We start from the raw sequence: 22,165 nt of genomic DNA, 5'->3' as shown, positions 1-22,165 counted from the left end.
ATCTCCGATCTCTAATATTAGACGACACTCACTGATATGGAGATTTTCATGCGTGCCATCGTTATCAAACAGTACGGGGGACCCGAGGTACTGAGCATCGAGGAGCGTCCTGATCCGTCCCCGCGGCTCGGCCATGTTCTCATCGAGGTGAAGGCTTTTGGCGTGAATCGCGCCGAGATGCATATGCGCGAAGGAAAGTGGCCCGAGGCGACTGAGATAAGCGGAATCGAATGTGTCGGGACTGTGCGTGCCGATCCGGATGGCCGGTTCGTGCCGGGTCAAAAGGTCGTCGCATTCATGGGGGGCATGGGCCGAAAGATAAATGGAAGCTATGCCGAGTTGACCAGTGTCCCGGCAAGCAATGTCGTTGCCGTGAATACCGATCTGACCTGGGAGCAACTCGCGGCGATTCCGGAGTCGTATGCGACGGCATGGGCAGCCCTCTTTGGCAATCTTGATCTTGAGTCCGGACAGACCTTGGTTGTTCGTGGCGCCACGTCCGCATTGGGTCGGGCGGCGGTGGATATCGCCGCTCATGCCGGCGTTCGGGTTATCGCCACCACGCGTAACCCGGAACGCGCGCCGTCGCTCGAAGCGCTCGGCGCCAAGGAGGTGTTGCTCGAGGCCCCTGATCTTCCACAGCGTGCGCGCGATTTGCATCCTGACGGCGTTGACGCAGTGTTGGAATTGTTGGGCAACAGTACGGTAATCGGTTCGCTGACCATGGCCCGGCGGCATGGTCGCCTTTGTCTGGCGGGATTTCTGGGTGGCACCGATCCGATTAACGGCTTCATGCCCGTGGCCCAGATGCCGAGTGGGGTGCATTTCAGCTTCTTCGGCAGTTTTATGTTTGGGGCGCCAGCGTTTCCGACGGCGGAGATTCCAATGCAACTCATCGTCGATCGCGTGGAACATGGTCAATACAAAGCGATGGCCGCGCGGGTCTTCCGATTTGAGGAAATCCGCGAGGCCCATCGGCTGATGGAGACCGACAGCGCGAATGGAAAGATCGTCGTACGGTTGTGAGTGCAACTATCAAAGCGGCGGCTCGACCACCCGCATAAACCCTCGGACACCTCGTTGGAGGCCTTCGACCTTCATATTGGATCCAGCAGTGAATCCGCACCCAGCATCCGTCACCGGCGTGTCCAGGCGAATGGCCGTTGTGCCATTTCCAGGTTCGGCCAACTCCGGCCAGTCGACAACGGGGCGAAGTTCGTCGACAATGCGTCGGCGCGAATAAACGGGTAGGAGATGGGAAATGACGATCTTTTGGACGTTGAAAAGCATCCCTGAGCTGGCAAATCTAAGCGCGAGAGAGAGACGCGCGTATTGGCGACGTGCCTTTCGTCGAACATGGCGGCATTGGGAGACATGGGCCGGCCTCCTCGGGTGCGCCATATGCGCCGGAGTAGGTTCTGGACTGGGTGCGCTTGCTAATCACACTGTCGTCGGAGCGATGATCGGCGGCGGTGTTGGCGGATTCGTGTTCGGACAAGCGACGGTGCATGTCGCCCGTTTACATTACAAAAACGTACTGCTCAACCGAGACCGTTAAGCAATCGGGCAACTAGCTTGATGCGGCTCCTTCGCTCGAAATCGTTGCCAATCCATACGTCCCGTGGCAAACGACTGGCCGCCGAGGCCAAGGGTTGCCTCCACAATCGTCACGCGGAATTCGCCGGTCGTGTGAGTTCGAAGCGAATCGTGCGATAGGTGCGTTGCACGCTCGATTCGCGGTGCGCTCGCAGCGGCCCGTCAAAAGCCTCGAACAGGGTGTTGCCGCAGACGTCTTCAAGGTCCGGCGCGACGCGAATGGCGGGCCGCATCGCCGTCCAGGGCGAATCCGGCGTAAAGGTCCAGCGTCTTTCGCCCTTTTCGATCGCGACTCGCCCTGTTACAGGCCGTTCGTCGTCGCCTACGACCACAATCGCGCGCCGCAGCAACGCCCAATCCAGCGGCCTGGGAAACACGATCTCCAGAGGTTGACAACTCTGCGCCGCAGGAGGCAGAACCGTCCAATGCGCGAGCGCAACGGGCTCCCGGACCGCCTGAGCGACAACGAACGGCTTGTAGAAATTCTGCCGAAACGGACGACCGGATGAGTCGACCATTGCCGAGCCGATGGCCAACGCGTAGCGTTGCCCCAACCTCAGCGGCGGACCCAGTTCCCGATTGGGACCGACCCAGCGTTTCAGCCTGCCCGGATCCAGCAGAACCGTCAGGCATCGCATGCTCCTGTCCCAAAGCTCCAGCGCAGGCCGATAGAGCACGTCGTGCGCAGGCCGTCCATTGGGGCCGATAAGACTAATCTGCGTTTCGGCACCGCCACGCCGCATCGGGCTGGAAAAGCAAACGTAGAAGCGAAGCAGGTTTTCCGGCAGGACATCGGCGGATGGAAAGACATCCGACACCGAAGCCGGGTCGACGCCGATGGGGTTCGGTAGCGAGAATTCGAGCGTCAGCACGTCCGCATGCCCAATACGGCCGAGCGGCCGCAAATCGAAGCTTGCTCGATAGCGAACGCCCGGTTCGAACGGAAAACGCGGAACGAATCGCACCCCGGCCTCCAGAAGCTGACAGCAGCCAGCCACATCGGGAAGTTCGTCGCCGTCCCGCATGGCTGCATCGATAACGTTCACACGCAGCACGGGTTGCAGCGAGCGGGCCGTCCCCTGGTGTTCGACGAGAAGCGCAGCAAGATCTGCATCGAGGTTGTGCACGCAGACGCAAGCCACCCCGCTCCTCTCGGTCTCGTGCTCGACTCGCAGTGTTGGCTGGAGTGTCATCGGCATCCTTACTCGGTCGCGTTGCGCGATATCCTGCGGCCGGCTGATCTGGCAACCGGCTACGCGTGGTCGATCTCGTTGCGATGTTCGCGGTAGTGGAATGGATCGGGACCATTCGGCCAGTTCATTTCAGCCATTCCCAATCGGCGGTCGAAGAAGTACGGAACCATCAGCGTGCCGATGTCCAGCCGCCAGGACGTCTTCGGATGCCGCCAGATGACGACCGCCCATCGTGGATCGAGAATCGCGATATGTTCCGCCCGGATCGGCAGATCGCGCTGCGTACGCCCGAGGCCACCCGGCCCGAAGTCGATGGGACCACCGGTCGGCTCGGGTTTCGCGGTCGTCAACTCCGCAGCTTCGATACGCGACGCGCTGCGTACGTCGATGGTCACGAGCAAGTAGTCCTTATTGTCCGTCGGATCGGTATAAGTCAGCATATCCAGCGGATTCGACCCATAGCCCAGCTCGCCGATCGTGTCCCCACGCACATGCGCGCCATCCTTCAAATCTTCCAGGCGGAAGCGAACGAGCGGCGTGCAACCGTACACGGCAAACAGGTACGGTTTTCCATCCATCTCCCGGATCAGTTGCCGCACGATCGGGGCGCGCGTTTCGAACTCCCCATGCGTCGGGTGCCAGATTTCGACGGTGCTCGTCGACAGGCGGGAACGGAACGGGTACGGGATGCGATACAGCGTCGATGCAAAGCGCTGATTCGAGATTCCTGTGACGAAAACCTCGCCGTTGTAGTACTTGACGTCCGTAATCGCATAGACCTGCTGGGGCTCGAACTCCAGCATCGCGTTCTGGTCCGGCTCATTTGGAATTACCGTTTTCGAGTGCGCAATACCGTCGAGTTCCAGCAACTCGAGCTTGCCGTGATTGACCTTCACAATCGCAGCCATGGCGCCTGGTCCGCTGCCGCGCTCGACCGACATGAAAATCTGTCGCGACGGCTGATGGATCGCCATATCGTTGATGACGATATTGCCGACTGTCGTCCCGAAGAGCGCAGCGAGCTTCTGATCCACGCCCAGGACCAGATCGCGGCCTTCGAAGTTATGAAAATTTCCCATTTCCACGTCGGCCTGAGAGGTCACGTCCGAATCCTTCAGTGCAAACGCATGAACGGCCGCACCTGTGATATCGCCGACGAAGAGGACATTGCCGGGCCCGAACTCGAGGGCTCCCGCAGACTGGAGTGGACCGCCCGGCCGCGGTGTGCCGCCCTCCTCTACATCAGCCCTGGTCTTTTCGCCCGCGGCCAGCGCCGGGCCCGCCAAGGCAAGCATGAGTGCCGAAGCCGAGCCAGCCCGCAGAAACTCGCGCCGCGCACGGGCCTCTTCCGCCATACCGGATGTTGTCGTGTGATCCATTGCGTTCCCTGGTTGTTGTTCGGTGCTAGATGGTGGCGAATCCGCCACCGGCAGCCGTCAATCCACCGCTGACCTCGAGCGCGTCGATTGCGCCGTGCAGTTCCAGCGGATTGACGCCTTCGCCATGCGTGATCAGGCCGCCGGCGATCGCGATCTTGCGCGCCGATCCTCCGGGCTTGATGCTGAGCGCTGTCGCCGCAAGCCGGACAACGACGCCCTTGACCAATGAGTCGCCGGTACCGCCCCACGTCTCGATGCCCCGGCGGACCGTGATTTCGCCGACAGGTTGGCTGATCTGAATGCCCACTGCGCCATCGGCATGCGTGACGACGCGCTCGAATTGCGCCGACCGCACGGTGCCCGTGTAGACATTGAAGCCGCGCGATCCCTGGCCGAACGTCTCGATCAACGCGTTGACTTCGAGCCGCTCGAGGGAGCCGAAATTCACGAAGCCAATGCCGCTCGGCCCGTGGGACGTGACCTTCCCGTCGACGATCCAGCGATCGACGGCTCCCCAGTTGTCGAGCACCATGTCATTCGGACCGTAGGTCGTCACCGGGCCGTGATTGTGCACGCTGGCCACGAATGCGCCCGACACGACGAATACGCCGCCGGTAATGCGATCCGGCGTGCCGGGCGCGATGCCGCCATCGCTATGGACGGCGCCTGTCTCCAGCCGATTCGCCACGACGCGCCCGCCCGCCTCTCCGGCGCCGCCAATGAAGATGCCGCTGCCGCGAACCGGCGCACCGGCACGGCCCGCCGAAAGCCCGGTGAGGTCCGCCGTGATGACGACGCCGTGGTCTTCGCGCTGATTCCAGAGCGTGAAGACGCCGGGAACGACTTCGACGCCGTATCCCTTCGGGCGCTCTTCATAGCCGCGGGCGTCCGCGGCCCCAATGTCGATATCGTGTGCTTCGACATGGCCGCCAGCCACACTGTCGCGGGCCAGCAGTTGCACGACGCCCGCAACATTCAGATGGCGCAGCACGAGCCGACCGAATCCGTCGACACGCGTGTCATTGAAAATGGCGCGCCGATCGGGGTCTGTGGCAAGCCGCAAGCCTTCTACCCGATTGTCGGCGGAAAGCTGGAGCCCGTCGCTGCCGGGCGCGAAGCGCAGGGCGGCATGTGCGTCGATGCCGGTCAGAGCCAAACCGGGCCGCAGGCGAAGGGCTGCCACCCCATCGATCTGCGCTGAAACGACGATGTGCAGAACCTGGTCGTCGTCGACTGCCGTCTGCAATTCGGCGAGCGTGGAGACGGTGCGCGCTTCGGTGTTCACGATGAGTCGTTCCTCCATGATCTGATGAACGGCGCGCATGCCGCTTAGACGAGCGACACGGCCTCTTTGGCGCTGACCAGCTTGCCAAGCTGTCCATACTCGTGCAGATCGCCGCCAACCTCGATCCGGATCGACTGGTCGATGCCGCCCACGCGCACAGGAGAAAACCCGCTGACGGTAATGAGTCTTGCTACGACCTCGCCGGCTTGCGCATCGTCCGCTGCATAAAACAGCACGGCCCGCTCCGGCGACCGGTTCGCGCCGGCCTCCAGCGATTGCGCGCCCAGCGTGCCGAACGCTTTGATGAGACGCGCCCGAGCCGGGAGCAGCCCGGAAATCAGCACGCCAGAAGATTGCTCGTCAGGAATGGTCTTTCTGTATCCGCCCTTACCGTCCGGGGCGATCGGGTTTGACGGGTCCACGATGATCTTCCCCGCCAGCGCCTCACGATGCGTAACGAGAAATTGCCTGATCGCGTCGAACGGGATCGCCAGGACAATGACGTCCGCCTTGGCGACTGCATCCTCGACCGTCAGCGCTTCGGCATGGCTGCCGAGGTCTCGGGCCACCTCCTCGGCCTCGCCCGGCGTCCTTGCCGCGACGATGATCGTCTCGCCACCCGTTACCAGATTCTTCGCCAGCCGGGAGCCTATGTTTCCAAGGCCGATGATTGCCGTGCTCATGACAGTTGCGCTCCTTTCTGTTTCCCGCTTGCGTGACCGCAATGTGATCTCAATGGTAGCCAACCGTTCGGTCGACCGCTAACGGACAGTGCGGAAATCGGATTTCCATTTCTGGAAAGCTCACGCGAGCGGCCGCGTTTGTATGCTTGAGCGTGTGCCCTGATGAGGAGGAGAAAGCCCATGCTCGCGCCAACCGAAGTGCTGTCTTCGATACTCGAGAAGCCAACCGATATCGAGCGCGTCCGTTCGCTCGTCACACCTGACGTGATCTATGTTTCGCTCAACTACGACAATCCCGATCTGAAGCGGATCATGCCGTGGGCCGGTACGTCTCGTGGTCCCGAGAGCATCGTGAAGACCTTTATGGATGTCGGCCGCTACTGGGAGATTCAGTCCTTCGAGCCGGAGGCGCTGTTCGGCACCGACGAATACGCCGCCATGTTCGGTCGTTTCACGTACCGGTCGACGGTACTCTCAAAGGTCGTGACGACGCCGTTCGCGGTGTTCGCCAAGGTCGAACATGGCCGCTGCACGTATCTCCAGTTCATGGAGGACACGTTCGCGACAGGCGCGTCGTTCCGAAGCGGCGGAAGCTGGACTTTTCAAGGCAATCCGAACGGCGAGCGAGTCGTGCTCTAGCCGACTGGTTCCTTTACCTCGCCACGGGCGGACTGCCGCCTTGCTGCCGCCCGGTTGCGGCGGTAATCTGCGTCAGACGATGGAAGCTGCAGATAGCCAGCAAGTTGCAGGTCGAACGGAGCGTAACGGTAATGAAAGATCTCAATACGCTGCTCATTTTTGCGAAGGTCGTCGAGGCGAGCAGCTTCTCGGAGGGCGCGAGGCGGCTCAAGATGCCCATTTCCTCTGTGAGCCGCCGTATTGCCGAACTCGAAAATCAGCTGGGTGTTCGTTTGCTCGATCGATCCACGCATCACCTGAGGCTCACGGACTTCGGCACCGAAGTATTCGAGCTCGCAAGACAGGCCACGGAGGTCAGCGAAGCCGTCGACAATGTCATTTCGAACCGCCTGCCCGAGGTGTCCGGCGCCGTACGGCTCTGTGCGCCGCCAAACCTCTCCGACTCGCTGATCGTGCCTGTCGTCGAAGCCTTTCAGCAGTCTTACCCGAACGTGGAGGTCAAGGCGTTCATTACCGAACGCATCGTCGACCAGATAGCCGAGGACGTCGATATCGCGTTCAAGGTCGGAACCTTCACCGACGCGACGCTCGCAGCGCGCACGCTTCTGACTTACCGGCATCAGGTCGTTGCAAGTCCGAAGTACCTCGCCAGATGCCCGCCTCCGCAGTCGCCGCGGGACCTTCCCGCGCACCGGCTTTTCGCGTTCTCTTTCTGGAAGCCGGACTATAGCTGGAGCTTCGTTCATGTCAACGGCCGGGATACCGAAACGGTCTCCTTCCAGCCGACAATGGCCATGAACGACTACACCGGGCTCATTGTGGCGCTGCTCGAGGGCTGCGGCATCGGGGAACTGCCGCCCATCGTCCAGCCAGACCTCGTGCGCAGCGGGCAGCTCGTCGAGGTCTTGCCGGACTGGCATCTGCCTGTGTTCGACCTGACCATCGCCAACCTGCGCGACCGCTATCTGCCCCGGCAGGTACGCATCTTCAGGGACTTCGCCTCGAAGATGGTGCCCGGGCTCTTTGGCACCTTACCATCCTGAAAGGCGAAAACAGGCGATACCATCGAACCCGTTTCAACCATTCGAAATCATTCAGGAGTTCGAATGGTCTGCATCTTACTGCGGAAAATCCGGAAACAACACGGGTGCCATTTCAATCGCGAATTCCTTGAAGAGCCTGCACGGTTTCGAAATGTGCCGGTTGCCCAAGTACACGAGCGAGAGGTCGTATGTCGGGAGGCGCCACTGCGGCATCACCTCCACCAGCTTGCCCTCGCGAACAAGATCGGGCCGGACCACAGGGGGCAGTTCACCAATACCGGCACCCGCCAGCAACATGGAAGCGAGGCCCGCAAAATCGTTCATCGCGAACAACGGCTGGAACGTGAGCGTCTGCTTTTCCCCTCCATTCTCGTGCACGAAACACCAGCTGCAATCCGCCTTCCAGTGCGAAAACGCAAGGAGGCGATGCTCGAGCAGATCCTGCGGCTTTCGTATCTCCCCGCAGCGCTTAAGGCACGCAGGCGTCGCAACGATGCGATGACGATAGGCCAGAAGGCGCCGCGCGACCAGCGACGAATCGCGCAATGCGCCAACCCGGAACACAAGGTCGACGCCGTCCGCGATATGTTCGACGTAGCGCTCGGTAACGAGTATCTGAAAACGCACGTTCGGATAGCGCTTCTGAAATTCCAGGACAAGCGGCGTCAACAAGGTGTCCGAAACGCTTGGCGGCGCCGAAAGGCGCAAGAGCCCCGACACGTCCGAGAGATGGCTGGACGCGACGCTGTCGATGGCCTCACCCAGCTCGACGCCTCGCACGGCTTGCTCATACACCTCCTTGCCGAGGTCGGTAAGGGTGAGATTACGCGTGGAGCGCTCAAGGAGCCGAACGCCCAGCGCCTGCTCGAACTCAGCGATGTGCCGGCTGACCGTAGAGACCGGCATGCCAAGCCGGCGTGCCGCCCCGGAAAGGCTGCCCGATTCGACCACCTTTGCGAATATCACCAGCGAGTTGAGGTTCGCCATCGCTTTTCCATCCTTGGAAAACCATTGTGCGCCAATCGTCGGCGACGCCGCAAGGATAGATGCCAACCCGGAGCACGAGCGCCCACGTGACATATCATGGCACGCTGATCTTTCCGGAAGTGGAAAACGATTTTCTGCATTACCGCCTACCGGAAAATCGCCGTTGCTCTATGGTTTCGAATAGACACTCGCGAGCCGCAAAGGAGGCGTCGATGACGACCATGAAAGCAGCAGTGATCCACGAGCCCGGTGGTCCTGAGGTGCTCAAGCTCGAACAACGGCCTATACCGACGCCGCAACGCGGCGAGGTACTGATCCGCGTGAAGGCGTTCGGACTCAACCGATCCGAAATGTTTACCCGCCAGGGATTTTCTCAGAGCGTGAAGTTTCCACGCGTGCTGGGAATCGAGGCGGTCGGCGTCGTGGAAGACGCACCGGGAATGGAGTTCGCCAAGGGCGAGACGGTTGCCACCGCGATGGGAGGCTTGGGGCGTGAGTTCGACGGCAGCTATGCGGAGTACACCTGCGTACCTGCCCGGCAGGTACAAAAACTGGTCACTGGCTTGCCCTGGGAAACGCTCGGCGCAATGCCGGAAATGCTTCAGACCGCGTGGGGCTCGCTGTTCAAGGCCCTCGCGCTGCAAGAGCGGGACCGGCTGCTGGTTCGGGGCGGAACGACATCGGTTGGACTTGCCGCTGCGGCAATCGCCAAAGCGCACGGTGCGTTTGTGATTTCGACGACCCGCAATCCGCAGAAAGGCGACGCGCTGCGTGCGAACGGCGCCGACCGTGTCGTCATAGACTCGGGCACAATCGCGCAGGAGATCGGCGAAGTGTCGCCCGGCGGCGTGGATAAAGTGCTGGAACTCATCGGAACCACGACGCTGAAGGACTCGTTGCGCTGCGCGAAACAAGGCGGTGTGGTGTGCATGACTGGCATTGTTGGCAACCAGTGGTCGTTCGACACCTTCAGTCCGATGGAAGTGATACCGAGCACGGTGAAACTCACCATTTACGACGGCGGAGTCAATGAATTCATGGCGACGCCGTATGACGAATTGCTGGCGCAGGTGAAGGCCGGAACACTTCGCGTCCCCGTTGGGAAGGTTTTTCGACTCGACGAAATCGTAGATGCACACCGGTGCATGGAAGAGAACAAGGCCGGCGGGAAGATCGTCGTGCTGCCATGAAGGCGGCCTTCACGCCCGCCGATGATTGACAGGCGTTCATCAATCAGTAATCCCACTGCACCGGCACGAAACGGAAGCCTTTACCGTTCCTTGCAACGTGACCGATGGACGGGAACGCCACATGTGCTGCGGCCAGCAAAGCGCCGGTTTCAGCAGCGTCGGTGAGCAGCGCGATACGCACGTCCGCAGCCACGTCAGGATCGTGCTCGAAGCCATTCTGCCATTCGGGATTGTCGAAGCCGACTTCGAAAATCGCGTCACCTGCGAACGTCAGTTTCTCGCCGTTCGAGGCGACGTCTACGACGCAATGCCCCGGCGTGTGCCCACCGGTTACGCGCGCCGACACGCCCGTTGCGACTTCGACGGTCTGATCGAACTGCATGATGTTTTCGCTGTAGAGTTCCGTGAACTTCGCAGCCGCTTTGCGGAGCGCGGGAGGAACGGCTTCCGGCATCACCGTCTTGCTGAAGTCCGGACTTTTCCAGAATTCCACTTCGGCCGCAGATACGTGAATGCGCACGTCCTGGCGCAGTCTGGCCTTAACGCCATCGACGTTCAGTCCGCCGACGTGATCCATGTGCATATGCGTAATCACGATATCGGTGATCGCAGCCAGGTCGATGCCAGCCGATTCCAGGCGCATCACCGACCGACCTGCACGCGTGAAGTATTCGAAACCGTCGCCCACACCCGAATCGATCAGGATCAGGCGTTCGCCGCTGCGCACGAGCGCAATATTCAGCGCCCAGTCGAACATGTCGCGTTGCAGGAAGCGACCGTCGAACCATTCGTTGCGGTCCGCTTCGCTCACGTTGGTGGACATGGTCGAGGTCGGAAGCGGCAGAATGCCATCGCTGATCAGCACGACGTCGACGTCACCCACGCGCACGGCGTAGCGGGAAGGCACGAGTTCGACTGAACCTGCTTTGCCAAGGTTGGCGGTAACAGGCTGCACATTGCGGGTTGCTTTAGTCATTTTAAGTAATCCTATTAATAGATTTCGTGAGCCGCGCCGGGCGACGGCATGGTTTACTTCGCTGGCACGAGAACCGGTGCGCCCTTGTCCTTGAGCAGCACTACGATGAACGTCGCGGGCTTCGTCTGGCTCGCATTGCGCCCAACCGTATGAACGTCGTTCGGCCCCTCATAAAACGTCTGTCCCGGACCGAGCGCGACTTGCTTGCCGCCCCTGACCTGCATCACGATGTTGCCTTCCAGCACGTAGATGAAACCGTGCGCATTGTGCCGATGCACGGGGTCCGACGCGCCGGGCGGATATTCCACGCGGATCATCAGCGCTTCCTTGCCCGGATAGTCGTCCAGCGCCTTGGTCATCAGCGGCGTGACTTGTGCTTGCGCCGGCTCGTGCGCTTGCCCAGCGCCCGCAGCGAGCAGCAGCGATGCGATCAGCAATCTCGAAATTTGCATGACGCTACCCCTTTGCGCCGCGGTCAGGTCAGGCCAGGCCCGACTTGTCCACGCCGAAGGCTTTGTCGTAGATCCCCGGCGGGATGCGGAAGCCGATGTTGACCCGGTTCCACGCGTTGATCGACATCACCTGGAAGGTGAGATCGGACAGCTCCTTCTCCGAAAACTGGGTCCGCACGCGGTCGTAGATTTCATCGCTCACGCCAAGCGGTGAAATCTGGGTCAGCGCTTCGGTCCAGGCCAGCGCGGCACGCTCGCGCGGCGTAAACAGGTTGGACTCGCGCCACACGGCGACGTGATGAAGACGCAGCGGACGCTCGCCATGGATCGTGGCTTCCTTCACGTGCATGTCGACGCAGAACGAACAGCCGTTGAGCTGTGAGGCCCGGATATCGACTAGATGGCCGATGGATTCCTCGATAGCGGACTTCTTGAGCACGAGGCTGAATTCGACAAATTTTCTGAACAGTTCCGGGGATTGTTGCTGGTAATCGATGCGCTGGGTCATGGCATGTCCTTTATAGGGTTAAACAGAGGAAAATCGTTGCAGGAATCAGTCTTTCGCAACGGAGAGGCTGAGCCAGGTGTGAAAGCGCGTCGGGCCGACGCGATGGCCACTGCCGGCGACCAGGGTGCGGTCGTCGAGTTCGCTGCCGAAATAGCGTGCGTGGACATCGGCGATTACCGTGCGTGGATCCTTGTGTGCGGCGAGGAACTTGCGGGCCAGGTCGTCCAGCGGGAAGCGGTCCTGACCGGCGACTTCAATGGTGTCGTTCAATGGCATCCCCGCCGCAAGATCGGCGAGGACTGCGGAGACGTCGTCGGCAGCAACCGGCTGGATCAGCGCGGGCGAAAGGTGCACCTCGTCTCGCTGGGTGCCGGAGGCGATGATGCCGCCGACGAATTCGAAGAACTGGGTGGCGCGCAGCAGCGTGTACGGGACCGGCGACGCCTTGATCAGCGTCTCCTGCGCGGCCTTGGCGCGAAAATAGCCGCTTTGCTGCAGGCGTTCGGTGCCCACGACGCAGAGGGCGAGGTGGTGCTCGACGCCCGCAGCGTATTCGGCGGCCAACAGGTTGCGGCCCGCTGTCTGGAAGAAGGCCATCACGGCGTCGTCCTCGAAGGATGGCGCGTTGGCGACATCGACAACGACCTGCGCGCCTTCAAGCGCCCTCACCAACCCCTCGCCCGTCATCAAGTCCACCCCGGTCGAGGGGGATGCGGCCACCACTTCGTGCCCATCGCGGCCAAGCCGCCGCACCACGTTCGAGCCGATCAGTCCGCTGCCACCTATGACGACCACTTTCATGTTGCACTCCCGCTGGCTAAGTTTACGAAGGGCTTGCCGCCTTATCCGATGAGTGCAGTATGATTTCCGGACGCGGGCGCCGCTTTGCCTGCACCTTGTATTTCCGTCCAAAATTCCTTGATCTGCTTCATCGGCGCGCCGGGTACCCCATGCCCGGCGGCCTTCTCGCGCTGGAGCCCCGAATGCAATGGGTTTTCGCTGACTGCACGCTGGACCTGGAACGTCGCGACTTGTGCCGTGCTTCCCAACCGGTCGCCACGACGCCGAAGGTGTTCGATCTGCTGGTTTATCTGGCGAGTCATCGCAACCGTGTCGTGGGCCGTGACGAATTAATCAATGCGGTGTGGGACGGACGCGTGATTTCCGAATCCACCATGGCGAGCCACGTCAATGCCGCGCGCACCGCGGTCGGCGATGACGGTCAGCAGCAGCGTGTGATCAAAACCGTGGCGCGCAAGGGATTCCGGTTCGTCGCCGATATCACCGAACGACCGCTGGCGCTTCAGTCCGGCGAGACAACCACGCCGTCCGAAGCATCGTCGCCGCACGCGGCGCAGCTCAACAAGCCTTCCATCGCCATCCTGCCGTTCGTCAATCTCAGCGGTGACCCGGAGCAGGATTACCTCGCCGACGGCGTGATCGAGGACGTCATCACGGCGTTGTCGCGATATCGCTGGTTATTCGTCGTGGCACGTAATTCGAGCTTCACGTACAAGCATCGAAACGTGGATGTGAAGCAGATCGGGCGCGAGCTTGGCGTGCGCTACGTGCTCGAAGGAAGTTGGCGCCGGGCACAGGGCCGCGTTCGCATCACCGGCCAGCTCGTCGATGCGAGCACCGGCGCGACTCATTGGGCTGGTCGCTTCGAGGGCATGCTCGACAATATATTCGAGTTCCAGGATCAGATCGCCGACAGCGTGGTCGGCGCAATTGCGCCGCAGCTCGAACAGGCGGAGATCGCTCGCGCCCGGTTCAAACCGACCGAAAGTCTGGATGCCTACGACTTCTATCTACGCGGCATGGCGCGGCTTCATCGAGGCACCCGCGAAGCGATTGACGAAGCGTTGCCGCTATTCCAGCGCGCGTTTGAGTGCGACCCGGAATACGCTTCGGCGTATGCAATGGCGGCCTGGTGTCATTGCTGGCGCAAGGTCAACGGCTGGATGCAGGATCGCCCGCGGGAAATGGCCGAAGGCGCGCGTCTGGCGCGCCGCGCGGTCGAGCTTGGCAGATACGACGCCGTGGCCCTGGCGCGTAGCGGGCACGCCCTCGGACATCTTGCCGGTGACCACCTGGCGGAAGGCATTGCGCTTCTGGATCGGGCGTTGGAGCTGAATCACAATCTCGCCGCCGCGTGGTTCCTCGGCGCATTCGTTCGCTTGTGGCACGGCGAAACCGAACAGGCGATCAGGCAATTTTCCCATGCGATGCAGCTGAGCCCGTTGGATCCAGAACGCTACCGGATGCAGTTTGGGTTGTCTGCTGCGCATTTGTTCATGGGCAACTTCGTCGAGGCCGCTGCGTGGGCAGAGAAGGCGATGCGGGATTTGCCGAGTTTCGGCCTTGCCCACGCAACGCTCGCCGCGAGTCAGGCCTGGCTCGGGAATCAACGGGAGGCTCGACAAGCTGCGATTCGTCTACGTGAACTGGTTCCCGATTTGCGCCTCGGCAACTTGACCGAATGGATGCCGATCCAGCGCAACGAAAATCTTGCCGTTTTCACGGAAGGCTTGGCCAAGGCTGGATTTAATCCACAACCCTGCAAGGATTGATGCGATCCGGCGAGCACACCGATGTTACTTCATGACAGTTTCTCTCGCAGTTCAACGAGGCGCTCTCGCCGCCGTCCTGACGAGGAGTGCACGCGTGTCCAACTTCCCGCGTCGGCCGAATCGGTCGTCTACACATGCTTCCCGATTCATGGGCGGCGACCTCCTGCGGCCGCCGCCGTTAGCGCTTACGGTAAGGTGATCTTACGGGTGTATTCGGCCGTCACGTTGGCACTCGTGGCAACACCGAATAAGGGGTAAATAGTTTTCGGTCCGCTAGCGGCCAGCCCCATGTAGTCGCCGAGGAAATGTCCGCCCGCTACAGGTGCGTTCAGGATGTTGAACGAGGCGTCAGTCAGTTTCCGTTCGTTACCCCAGTTGGCGGGGTTCGTGCACGCAGTGGCTGTCGAGCAGAACACCGCGAAATAGTCGCTGCCCTCGAAGCCCACAGGCGTGTTCGTGTCATTACGAAAGTCGTAGTAAGTCACCACGATCGTATTGCCGTCGCCCGAAGGCACTATCGCCGGAATGTACGCCTGCTGACGGCAGGGGTTCGTACCGTTCGGCGGCGTCTTGTTGATCATCACGGGTGCTGACCAGGTCGCCCCGCCGTCATCCGACTCGCTGAAGACGATCCCGACAATCGGAATCGATCCGGTGGGTGTGGTGCAGGTCCCGGACGAAAAGCGATCGTCCTGCCAGGCAAGATAGATAGCCCCCGAGACCGGGTTCACAGCGACACTGTAGAGAATAGCGGCGTCGCGTATCGGCTGACCGCTGTCAGGTGTGACCACGCCGGTGACCACGCCGCCGATCGTATGAATATTGTTGGTGAACGTCGGCCCCGACCAGCTCGCGCCTTTGTCCGTCGACTTGATATAGCCGATGCTCAGTGGCGATGGCGTGACGTTGATCGCGGTGAAGAAGTCGAGCACGGTTCCATCAGGCAGCACGCGCACCATGTTGTCGATTGTCTGCGCGTTCGTGCCAGGCTGGTAGATCGGTGCGGCTGTGCTCCACGTCACGCCATTGTCGGTGGACCGTGAGAAGAAGCTAGGGCCGGTGAAACTGAATTTGGAGGAGGGGGCACCACCCGCGCACGGCGGCGTCCCACATGTCGAAGAGAGGCCCGCCAATTGGCGCGCGATCTCAACACCGTCATTTTGCGCGAGCAGTTGGGCGCCCTCCTTCGTCGGCGGGAACACGCTCAACTGATCCCAGACCGCATAGACGTATTTGTTCGCGGTCGGATCCGCAGTGAGTGAGTTCTTGTCATTGAGCACGTGCGGCGAGTTGGTGCGGATCAGCGTAACGGGAGGCTGCCACGTCGCGCCATGGTCAGTGGAGCGGCTGACCAGCATTCCGCTATTTCGGGCTCCGAAAGGAGTCGTCGGCTGCGCAGGGTCCAGTACCAGAGAGAAGAAGAAGGCCGTTCCGTCTTGCGCGAAATCTACCCAGGGATCGGAGGCTCGCCGGAATTTGCCTGCGGTGCACGCAGTCACGCCGGACGGAATCGTATTGGACCAGGTTGTGCCCGCATCGCTCGAGGCGACGCCGACGAGCCCGCGTGAACCGCCGTCGTTCCAGCGATCCTGCTGGTGGCCGGCGAGGAGACGAGACGGGTCGGTCGGATCGACCGCAATCCATGGCTCAATCGAGGTCGCCGGATACAGGACGCTGCCGAATGCCGATTCCTGCGCATGCACCTGGTCGGCGGCACATCCGCTGAACGGGTCGCCCGCGGCTACCTGGACGAGCGATCCGAGTGTTTGCGCGTTCGCGCCTGGGCCGATCGAGCATGCGAGCGCAATGACCCCGCCGCCTGCCACGCCCTGGAAAGCAAACCGGGATAAGCACCTGATATTGATTTTCATTCTGAGCCTCGCGAAAAAGGGAAAACGCCTGTGCACTTTCCGGCTGTCCGTCACCGGAGCCATGACTGTCATATCGTGATCTTCCGGTATATGTGAAACCGACTTGCCCCCACCGCAAAACCAACGCTTGCTACCGTCCGCGTAAACATGCAGCGAAGATGCCACTACCAAAACACACTAGGTCGCTGTAGGCGCATTTGTGTGAAAAAAACATTACGGATTCCGATTCATCACGCGGCGCCCTCACTAATATTGGCTTGGTACGAGGATTGCAGATCCACGGTCAAATCATGTATACGCTTGCAGAAGCATGGTGACGGAACTCCATGGGAGCCATAGACGACTGCGTGTTCGACGGCTCAGTTCTTTCAAACATCGTTGTTTTATTCGGAATGCTTATTTACCTGGAATGAGAATGATCGCGCTTCCACAAGCGTCGCAAAGGAAGCGTTTCACGATATTCCCGGCGTGCTTCTGGACGAGATGGAGGACCTTATCCGGCACATGTCCCAAGCGCAGATCGATGCGAGTGACATCATCGACCAGGCCGGCAAGCCAAGCGCGCAACTCGACGGCATGGGTGGTGTCTATTGCGCTGACTGCGAGGTCGCACTCGCATTGCCTTGCGACGACTCAATGGAGTTGGTGAGCGTCCCTTATCTGCAGGAGAATCGTGCAAGCAATCAGGAGTATCGTGCTAACACGTATCCGACGCGCGTGCCATGCTAGGTAGCTAGCCACCACAGGAGGGCAATATGCTGAACACGCGCAAGCTTGGACGTGAAGGACTCGCCGTTTCGGAGATCGGGCTGGGGTGCATGGGGATGTCCTACGCCTACGGCACGCCCGACGACGCCGAGTCGATCGCCACGATTCATCGGGCGATCGAGCTCGGTTGCACATTCCTCGATACCGCTGAGATCTATGGTCCTTTCGCCAACGAGGAACTGCTCGGACGCGCGCTAAAAGGGCGTCGTCACGCAGTGACGATCGCGACGAAATTCGGCTTCAAGATCGACAACGGCGTACGCGGCCTCGACAGCCGCCCCGAGCATATCAAGGAGGTGATCGACGCGTCGCTCGTCCGGTTGCAGACCGATCACATCGATCTGCTCTACCAGCATCGCGTGGATCCCGACGTGCCGATCGAGGACGTGGCGGGCGCGGTCAAGGACGCGATCGCCGCGGGCAAGGTTCGCTATTTCGGCTTGTCGGAAGCGAGCGTCGATACCATCCGGCGCGCCCATGCCGTGCAACCCGTCTCGGCCGTGCAAAGCGAGTATTCGCTGTTCGAGCGCGGCGTCGAAGACAAGGTGCTGCCGGCGCTGCGCGAACTGGGTATCGGCTTTGTTCCCTACAGTCCGCTTGGCCGGGGCTTCCTGACCGGCAACGCCAGGCGGGCGGAGGACCTTCCCGCCAACGACTGGCGGGCAGCCAACGATCCGCGCATACAGGGCAGCAACTTCGATACGAACGTCAAGCTCGCAGATTTCATCAAGGCCCTTGCCGACGAGAAGTCCGTGACACCGGGCCAGCTCGCGCTCGCCTGGCTGCTCAAGCAAGGTGACGATCTGGTGCCGATCCCCGGCACCAAACGGCGCCAATACCTCGAGGAAAACGTGAACGCAGCTTCAGTTCGGCTGACGCCGGCGGATCTGGATCACATTCGGAGTTTCCTTGGCGGACACCAGACCGCGGGCACACGTTACCTGCCGCCCATGCTGTCGCATCTCGACCGCTAGCGCACGCCAATCACCATCGAGTTCTGCCCGCCCAGCGGTTCGACCCTGATCTCCCGAAAACCCGCCTCGGTCATCCATTCGCGGCACTGCCTGGCGGTATAGTCGAAACCGCCGGGCGTCTCGACCAGCATGTTTAGACTCATGAGCAAGCCGAACGCATTGCGCCTGCGCTCGTCGTCGATCATCGCGTCGTAGACGATCAGACATCCGCCGGCGGGCAACGCCTGATAACTCCTCGCGAGCAGTTCGCGCTTCTGTTCGAGATTCCAGTCGTGCAGAATGTGTCCCATCACCATAACGTCGGCTGAAGGCAAGGCGTCCACGAAGAAGTCGCCCGGATGAAAGCGAATTCGATCCTCTAGCGCGTTCGCCGCGATGTAGTCGTTGAATACCGGAGCGACGGCGGGCAGATCGAACCCGATTCCCGCAAGATGCTCGTGCGTACGCGCAATCTCCGCCACGAGGGCGCCCTGCGCGGTCCCGACGTCGACGACCGAGCGATAGTTCTGCCAGGGAAACTTTTGCGCAATCTCCTTTGCCAGATCCATGCTGACACCGCTCATTGCGCCCAGAAACTCACGGAGTCCGCGTTCGTCACGATAGATTGCATCGAACGGGTTACCGCCCTCCTTTGCTTCGTTCTGCGGGAGCCCCGTGCGCAATGCTTCGGTCAACGAGCCCCAGAACGGATATAAGCGGTTGTTAGCCATGAGCAAAAATCCGGCGATACAACCCGGCCTGGATCTGTCCAGAAATGCATCGGCCTCGGCGGTATTCCGGTACAGCCCGTCGTCTCGATCCAGGACCCCTAGCGCGACCAGAGCGTCGAGGAAGTCGTGTGCCGATCTCGGATGCAACTGCATTTGATCCATCAGTTGTGTTGCTGTGCGCGGGCCCCTTCCCAGAACGGTGAACAGGTCGAGTTCGACCGCGGAGAGCAGCGTCTTCGAGGCCCAGAAACCCATGGCCAGCTGAAGCAGCTTTTGTGGGGAGGCGGCAGATGCGTTCGCGGTTTCAGACGTCAAGGTGCTCAATTGCGGTTCCATTGTCTTGTTTCCTTTCGCAGAGATAGCAAGTTTCTCGATGGCTTTGCTTTGCTACACGAATCGTCTTTGCGTCAACAGAACACCTTGCGGGCGAAGACTATTCCGCGCCTACCTCATCTTCAGGCGGCTGGAAGCGCACGGCGTCTGAAAGAGTGCTTTGCTTCGGCAAGACCTCGACATGCCGCCTTCGAGCCTTCCGGAGCCGAATCGAGTGTATATACGGGAAAGTGAGCCATGATTTTTCCTTGGGAGTTGGACGCATGCATCAAGGGGCGATGACACGACAAGCAAAGAGTAGTGATGCGCCGCAGCCTCGCCCATTACATGGGGTGTAATACAAAATAGTCGTTCAGGCATCCGGCGAAGGCAACCACGCCTCAAGCGAAAACGGAGAATCGAACCGTGCCACACCTGGGCATTGCGATCATTGTGTTTGCATGCGTGTTTAGCTGCGCCCTGCTCGGCCTGTATCTGCATACCATGCTGCCGGCGCATCATCTCGGCGACGAATCGGTCAGCGTCATTAAGCTGACGATTGGATTGATAGCCACCATGGCCGCATTGGTGCTCGGGCTGCTGATCTCGTCGGCGAAAAGCTCATTCGATGCCGCGAACGCCGCGGTCGTACGCGACGCCACCGAAATCATTCTGCTCGATCGCACACTCGCCCAGTACGGTCCAGAGACGCAGGAGATCCGGGTCTTGCTGAAGCAGGGCGTCGCCACTGGCATCCAGAAGATCACCTCCGGCGATCCGGCTCAGCTGGCAAGCATGCGCAGCCCCGAGGAGCTTAAACGCGGGGAAAATATTCAACGCCGGTTGGCGCAACTGTCACCGAACAGTGAAACGCAACGCCGGCTACAGGCGCGCGCCATTCAGATCGCCGGCGACGTCCTGGCGATGCGCGAGCTTGCACTGCTGCAGGCGGCAGGCTCGACCCCGATGCCGCTGCTGCTCACGCTCGTGTTGTGGCTGTGCATTATCTTCGGCTCGTTTGGGTTGTTCACCTCACCCAACACGACGGTCGTCATCACGTTCTTTCTGGGCGCGATATCCACCTCTATCGCCATTTTTTTGATTCTGGAAATGAACACGCCGCTCGGCGGCATCGTCGCTGTCTCCCTCGCGCCCGTGCATGAGGCGCTCTCCATACTCGGACAGTAGTCGCCGCAGTACCGCCTGGAAGTTTGCCGACGCGAACAGCCCTCCCGGCAACCCGCTCGCGCCTGCTTACGCGCCATCCGGGGCCATCTGCTCCTCACGCGCGTACTGCGTAGGCGGCCGGCCGACGTGCCGCGTAAAGGCAACGCTGAACGTGCTGGCCGAGCTGTAGCCGACAAGTTGCGCAATCTCGGCGATACGGCCGTGATTGCGACGCAACAGGTCCTTCGCGAGCGCCATGCGCCAGGTCAGCAGGTATTCCATCGGCGCGACGCCGACTGCGCGGCTGAAGCGTTCGAAAAACGTCGAACGTGAGAGCGCGGCCTCCTTCGCGAGGGCGGCAACCGTCCACGGCTTCGTCGGGTGCTCGTGCATCTCCCGGATCGCGGCCGCGAGGCGGCTGTCGGAGAGTCCGCGCACGAGCCCCGGTGGCGCATACGTTCCCGCCGTGGATCGCAGTGCTTCGATGAGCAGCACTTCCAGCAGGCGAGAGAGCACCACTTCACGCGCAGGCCGCTGCGCTCTCGATTCCTCGCGCACGAGCTTGACGAGTGTGGCCAGCCGTTCCTGGCCGCGGACATGCACGAGTTGCGGCAGCAGCGAAACCAGCAAAGATGAATCCGGCGACCCGAAGCTGCAGTGGCCCGCCACCATGCGCGAATCGACCGGGTGGTCCGCGGCGCCGATTCTGAATTCATTGTTGCCCAGCGCGACGGGCGTCACTGGCTCGACGTCCGGCGGGGGAGGCTCGAGGCTGCTCACCTCGATGCCATAGGACGCAGGAATCAGGACGAAGTCGCCGGCCACGAGTTCGAGCGGCGCGTGATCGTCGATCGTGATGCAGCACCCGCCATCGAGGATGACGCAATAGAAAGGCTCGCCCGCACCCGAACGACTGATGCGCCAAGGGCCGGCGCCGAGGACGAGTTTGGAGAAGCGCGCACTCGGCTGCAGCAGCGTCACGACTTCAGCCAACGGATCGATCATGGCCGGACTCCTGCAAACGAAATTCGGACCTTTGATTGTAGCAAGTACGGTCTGCGCGATCTATCGTATGGACACACGCAAACCAAAGGAGATTCCATGCAAACCGTGCTGATCACCGGCTGCTCGTCCGGCTTCGGGCTCGAGATCGCCCGCTACTTCCTGGCCCGTGACTGGCGGGTCGTCGCCACGATGCGTACGCCGCGTGACGACGTGCTGCCGCCTTCGGAACATCTGCGCGTGCTGGCGCTCGACGTCACGAAGCCGGAAAGCATACGCGCGGCCGTCATGGCTGCGGGCCCGATCGACGTCCTCGTCAACAATGCGGGCTTTGGCGCGGCGTCCCCGGCTGAGCTTGTTCCGATCGACGCCGTGCGCGAGGTCTTCGAGACCAACACGTTCGGCACGATCGCGGTGACGCAAGCCGTGCTGCCCCAGTTCCGCGCGCGCAAGGCCGGCGTCGTCGTGAACGTTACGTCGAGCGTGACGCTGAAGGCGCTGCCGCTGATCGGCGCGTACCGCGCGAGCAAGGCGGCGGTGAACGCGTTCACCGAGTCGATGGCGCTGGAACTCGAACCGTTCGGCGTGCGCGTGCGCCTCGTGCTACCAGGCCGTTCGCTGGAGACGCGCTTTGGAGAGAACGCGCGTGCCCATATCCACGGCTTCGACAATGAAGCCTATGCGGGTCTCGTCAAAGAAGTCATCGCGCGTCTGGAGGACACGGCGTCCCCGCTCACCCAGGCACAGGACGTCGCCGAAGCCGTGTGGCGCGCGGCGACCGATCCCTCGACTCCGATGCACATTCCCGCCGGTGCCGATGCACAGGCGTGGGCAGCTGAGGCGAGCTAATCAACACC

General features: G+C 61.3%; 21 protein-coding genes. 9 read left to right on the top strand and 12 right to left on the bottom strand.

The genetic code is table 11. The features are described from left to right. Positions 1 to 48 precede the first annotated feature (48 nt). Entirely contained in the window at positions 49 to 1,026 is a 978-nt protein-coding gene (locus tag AB3X99_RS12955; RefSeq protein WP_368602192.1) for a zinc-binding dehydrogenase, read from the top strand. Between the two features lie 641 nt (positions 1,027 to 1,667). Here the strand turns inward: AB3X99_RS12955 and AB3X99_RS12950 are convergent. Genes AB3X99_RS12950 through AB3X99_RS12935 form a run of 4 tightly spaced genes read right to left on the bottom strand, consistent with a single transcriptional unit; the run spans position 1,668 to position 6,178 of the window. Beyond that, positions 1,668 to 2,795 carry a hypothetical protein gene (locus AB3X99_RS12950; RefSeq protein ID WP_368617130.1) on the bottom strand — a complete coding sequence of 376 codons (1,128 nt, stop codon included), beginning with the start codon at positions 2,793 to 2,795 and terminating at the stop codon, positions 1,668 to 1,670. A gap of 53 nt (positions 2,796 to 2,848) precedes the next feature. Then, positions 2,849 to 4,168, bottom strand: coding sequence for a hypothetical protein (locus AB3X99_RS12945; protein WP_368617129.1), 1,320 nt, complete (start codon positions 4,166 to 4,168; stop codon positions 2,849 to 2,851). Between the two features lie 25 nt (positions 4,169 to 4,193). Beyond that, complete coding sequence (locus tag AB3X99_RS12940; protein WP_368617128.1) at positions 4,194 to 5,453, bottom strand: hypothetical protein; 1,260 nt, start codon at positions 5,451 to 5,453, stop codon at positions 4,194 to 4,196. Positions 5,454 to 5,497: 44 nt separating this feature from the next. Further along, entirely contained in the window at positions 5,498 to 6,178 is a 681-nt protein-coding gene (locus tag AB3X99_RS12935) for an NADPH-dependent F420 reductase (protein WP_368617337.1), read from the bottom strand. 138 nt (positions 6,179 to 6,316) lie between these two features. On the opposite strand from AB3X99_RS12935, the gene AB3X99_RS12930 reads away from it, so the two are divergent. Both AB3X99_RS12930 and AB3X99_RS12925 read left to right on the top strand, forming a co-directional pair. Then, a complete protein-coding gene (locus AB3X99_RS12930) occupies positions 6,317 to 6,775 on the top strand; it encodes a nuclear transport factor 2 family protein (RefSeq protein WP_342947281.1) in 459 nt (152 codons plus the stop codon). Between the two features lie 131 nt (positions 6,776 to 6,906). After that, complete coding sequence (locus AB3X99_RS12925; RefSeq protein WP_342947280.1) at positions 6,907 to 7,818, top strand: LysR family transcriptional regulator; 912 nt, start codon at positions 6,907 to 6,909, stop codon at positions 7,816 to 7,818. A gap of 75 nt (positions 7,819 to 7,893) precedes the next feature. On the opposite strand, the gene AB3X99_RS12920 is transcribed toward AB3X99_RS12925, so the two are convergent. Next, entirely contained in the window at positions 7,894 to 8,805 is a 912-nt protein-coding gene (locus tag AB3X99_RS12920; protein WP_368617127.1) for a LysR family transcriptional regulator, read from the bottom strand. Positions 8,806 to 9,017: 212 nt separating this feature from the next. On the opposite strand from AB3X99_RS12920, the gene AB3X99_RS12915 reads away from it, so the two are divergent. Continuing rightward, entirely contained in the window at positions 9,018 to 9,995 is a 978-nt protein-coding gene (locus tag AB3X99_RS12915) for a zinc-binding alcohol dehydrogenase family protein (protein ID WP_368617126.1), read from the top strand. A gap of 43 nt (positions 9,996 to 10,038) precedes the next feature. Here the strand turns inward: AB3X99_RS12915 and AB3X99_RS12910 are convergent, their stop codons facing one another. Genes AB3X99_RS12910 through AB3X99_RS12895 form a run of 4 tightly spaced genes read right to left on the bottom strand, consistent with a single transcriptional unit; the run spans position 10,039 to position 12,732 of the window. Continuing rightward, positions 10,039 to 10,971 carry an MBL fold metallo-hydrolase gene (locus tag AB3X99_RS12910; protein WP_069266426.1) on the bottom strand — a complete coding sequence of 311 codons (933 nt, stop codon included), beginning with the start codon at positions 10,969 to 10,971 and terminating at the stop codon, positions 10,039 to 10,041. A gap of 53 nt (positions 10,972 to 11,024) precedes the next feature. After that, complete coding sequence (locus AB3X99_RS12905; protein WP_069266425.1) at positions 11,025 to 11,423, bottom strand: cupin domain-containing protein; 399 nt, start codon at positions 11,421 to 11,423, stop codon at positions 11,025 to 11,027. Positions 11,424 to 11,451: 28 nt separating this feature from the next. Further along, a complete protein-coding gene (locus tag AB3X99_RS12900) occupies positions 11,452 to 11,931 on the bottom strand; it encodes a carboxymuconolactone decarboxylase family protein (RefSeq protein ID WP_069266424.1) in 480 nt (159 codons plus the stop codon). Positions 11,932 to 11,976: 45 nt separating this feature from the next. Continuing rightward, positions 11,977 to 12,732, bottom strand: a complete 756-nt coding sequence (locus tag AB3X99_RS12895) for an SDR family oxidoreductase (protein WP_342947277.1) — start codon at positions 12,730 to 12,732, stop codon at positions 11,977 to 11,979. Positions 12,733 to 12,914: 182 nt separating this feature from the next. On the opposite strand from AB3X99_RS12895, the gene AB3X99_RS12890 reads away from it, so the two are divergent. Continuing rightward, a complete protein-coding gene (locus tag AB3X99_RS12890) occupies positions 12,915 to 14,504 on the top strand; it encodes a winged helix-turn-helix domain-containing protein (RefSeq protein WP_069266422.1) in 1,590 nt (529 codons plus the stop codon). A 185-nt stretch (positions 14,505 to 14,689) separates the two neighbouring features. Here the strand turns inward: AB3X99_RS12890 and AB3X99_RS12885 are convergent, their stop codons facing one another. Further along, on the bottom strand, positions 14,690 to 16,375 hold the full coding sequence (locus AB3X99_RS12885) for a sialidase family protein (protein ID WP_368617125.1): 1,686 nt from the start codon (positions 16,373 to 16,375) through the stop codon (positions 14,690 to 14,692). Positions 16,376 to 16,753: 378 nt separating this feature from the next. Here AB3X99_RS12885 and AB3X99_RS12880 point away from each other — a divergent pair, with 378 nt between their 5' ends. Continuing rightward, a complete protein-coding gene (locus AB3X99_RS12880) occupies positions 16,754 to 17,104 on the top strand; it encodes a hypothetical protein (RefSeq protein ID WP_368602180.1) in 351 nt (116 codons plus the stop codon). 26 nt (positions 17,105 to 17,130) lie between these two features. After that, positions 17,131 to 18,117: an aldo/keto reductase gene (locus AB3X99_RS12875; protein WP_368602179.1), complete on the top strand. Its 987-nt coding sequence runs from the start codon at positions 17,131 to 17,133 to the stop codon at positions 18,115 to 18,117. On the opposite strand, the gene AB3X99_RS12870 is transcribed toward AB3X99_RS12875, so the two are convergent. Beyond that, on the bottom strand, positions 18,114 to 19,163 hold the full coding sequence (locus AB3X99_RS12870) for a methyltransferase (protein WP_368617124.1): 1,050 nt from the start codon (positions 19,161 to 19,163) through the stop codon (positions 18,114 to 18,116). The genes AB3X99_RS12875 and AB3X99_RS12870 overlap by 4 nt on opposite strands. A 402-nt stretch (positions 19,164 to 19,565) precedes the next feature. On the opposite strand from AB3X99_RS12870, the gene AB3X99_RS12865 reads away from it, so the two are divergent. Next, positions 19,566 to 20,327 (top strand): DUF4239 domain-containing protein, encoded by a 762-nt coding sequence (locus tag AB3X99_RS12865; protein ID WP_069266418.1) that lies wholly within the window; start codon positions 19,566 to 19,568, stop codon positions 20,325 to 20,327. A gap of 66 nt (positions 20,328 to 20,393) precedes the next feature. Here the strand turns inward: AB3X99_RS12865 and AB3X99_RS12860 are convergent, their stop codons facing one another. Further along, positions 20,394 to 21,311: a cupin domain-containing protein gene (locus tag AB3X99_RS12860; RefSeq protein ID WP_368617123.1), complete on the bottom strand. Its 918-nt coding sequence runs from the start codon at positions 21,309 to 21,311 to the stop codon at positions 20,394 to 20,396. Between the two features lie 96 nt (positions 21,312 to 21,407). Between AB3X99_RS12860 and AB3X99_RS12855 the strand changes: the two genes are divergently transcribed. Then, a complete protein-coding gene (locus AB3X99_RS12855) occupies positions 21,408 to 22,157 on the top strand; it encodes an SDR family oxidoreductase (RefSeq protein WP_342947271.1) in 750 nt (249 codons plus the stop codon). Positions 22,158 to 22,165: the final 8 nt, after the last annotated feature.

This window comes from Paraburkholderia sp. BR10882, from assembly GCF_040948855.1.
In the GTDB taxonomy this organism is placed as follows: Bacteria; Pseudomonadota; Gammaproteobacteria; order Burkholderiales; family Burkholderiaceae; genus Paraburkholderia; species Paraburkholderia nodosa_A.
The sequence above is the reverse complement of the archived record's forward strand: the minus strand, read 5'-3'. Positions and strand labels throughout refer to the sequence as shown.

Excerpts from the sequence above, each read along its gene's own strand:
- AB3X99_RS12860 (WP_368617123.1), bottom strand. The coding sequence starts at position 21,311 with ATGATCGATCCGTTGGCTGAAGTCGTGACGCTGCTGCAGCCGAGTGCG.
- AB3X99_RS12870 (WP_368617124.1), bottom strand. The coding sequence starts at position 19,163 with ATGGAACCGCAATTGAGCACCTTGACGTCTGAAACCGCGAACGCATCT.
- AB3X99_RS12945 (WP_368617129.1), bottom strand. The coding sequence starts at position 4,168 with ATGGATCACACGACAACATCCGGTATGGCGGAAGAGGCCCGTGCGCGG.
- AB3X99_RS12915 (WP_368617126.1), top strand. The coding sequence starts at position 9,018 with ATGACGACCATGAAAGCAGCAGTGATCCACGAGCCCGGTGGTCCTGAG.
- AB3X99_RS12900 (WP_069266424.1), bottom strand. The coding sequence starts at position 11,931 with ATGACCCAGCGCATCGATTACCAGCAACAATCCCCGGAACTGTTCAGA.
- AB3X99_RS12890 (WP_069266422.1), top strand. The coding sequence starts at position 12,915 with ATGCAATGGGTTTTCGCTGACTGCACGCTGGACCTGGAACGTCGCGAC.
- AB3X99_RS12920 (WP_368617127.1), bottom strand. The coding sequence starts at position 8,805 with ATGGCGAACCTCAACTCGCTGGTGATATTCGCAAAGGTGGTCGAATCG.
- AB3X99_RS12910 (WP_069266426.1), bottom strand. The coding sequence starts at position 10,971 with ATGACTAAAGCAACCCGCAATGTGCAGCCTGTTACCGCCAACCTTGGC.
- AB3X99_RS12905 (WP_069266425.1), bottom strand. The coding sequence starts at position 11,423 with ATGCAAATTTCGAGATTGCTGATCGCATCGCTGCTGCTCGCTGCGGGC.
- AB3X99_RS12930 (WP_342947281.1), top strand. The coding sequence starts at position 6,317 with ATGCTCGCGCCAACCGAAGTGCTGTCTTCGATACTCGAGAAGCCAACC.
- AB3X99_RS12925 (WP_342947280.1), top strand. The coding sequence starts at position 6,907 with ATGAAAGATCTCAATACGCTGCTCATTTTTGCGAAGGTCGTCGAGGCG.
- AB3X99_RS12875 (WP_368602179.1), top strand. The coding sequence starts at position 17,131 with ATGCTGAACACGCGCAAGCTTGGACGTGAAGGACTCGCCGTTTCGGAG.
- AB3X99_RS12855 (WP_342947271.1), top strand. The coding sequence starts at position 21,408 with ATGCAAACCGTGCTGATCACCGGCTGCTCGTCCGGCTTCGGGCTCGAG.
- AB3X99_RS12955 (WP_368602192.1), top strand. The coding sequence starts at position 49 with ATGCGTGCCATCGTTATCAAACAGTACGGGGGACCCGAGGTACTGAGC.
- AB3X99_RS12885 (WP_368617125.1), bottom strand. The coding sequence starts at position 16,375 with ATGAAAATCAATATCAGGTGCTTATCCCGGTTTGCTTTCCAGGGCGTG.
- AB3X99_RS12950 (WP_368617130.1), bottom strand. The coding sequence starts at position 2,795 with ATGCCGATGACACTCCAGCCAACACTGCGAGTCGAGCACGAGACCGAG.
- AB3X99_RS12895 (WP_342947277.1), bottom strand. The coding sequence starts at position 12,732 with ATGAAAGTGGTCGTCATAGGTGGCAGCGGACTGATCGGCTCGAACGTG.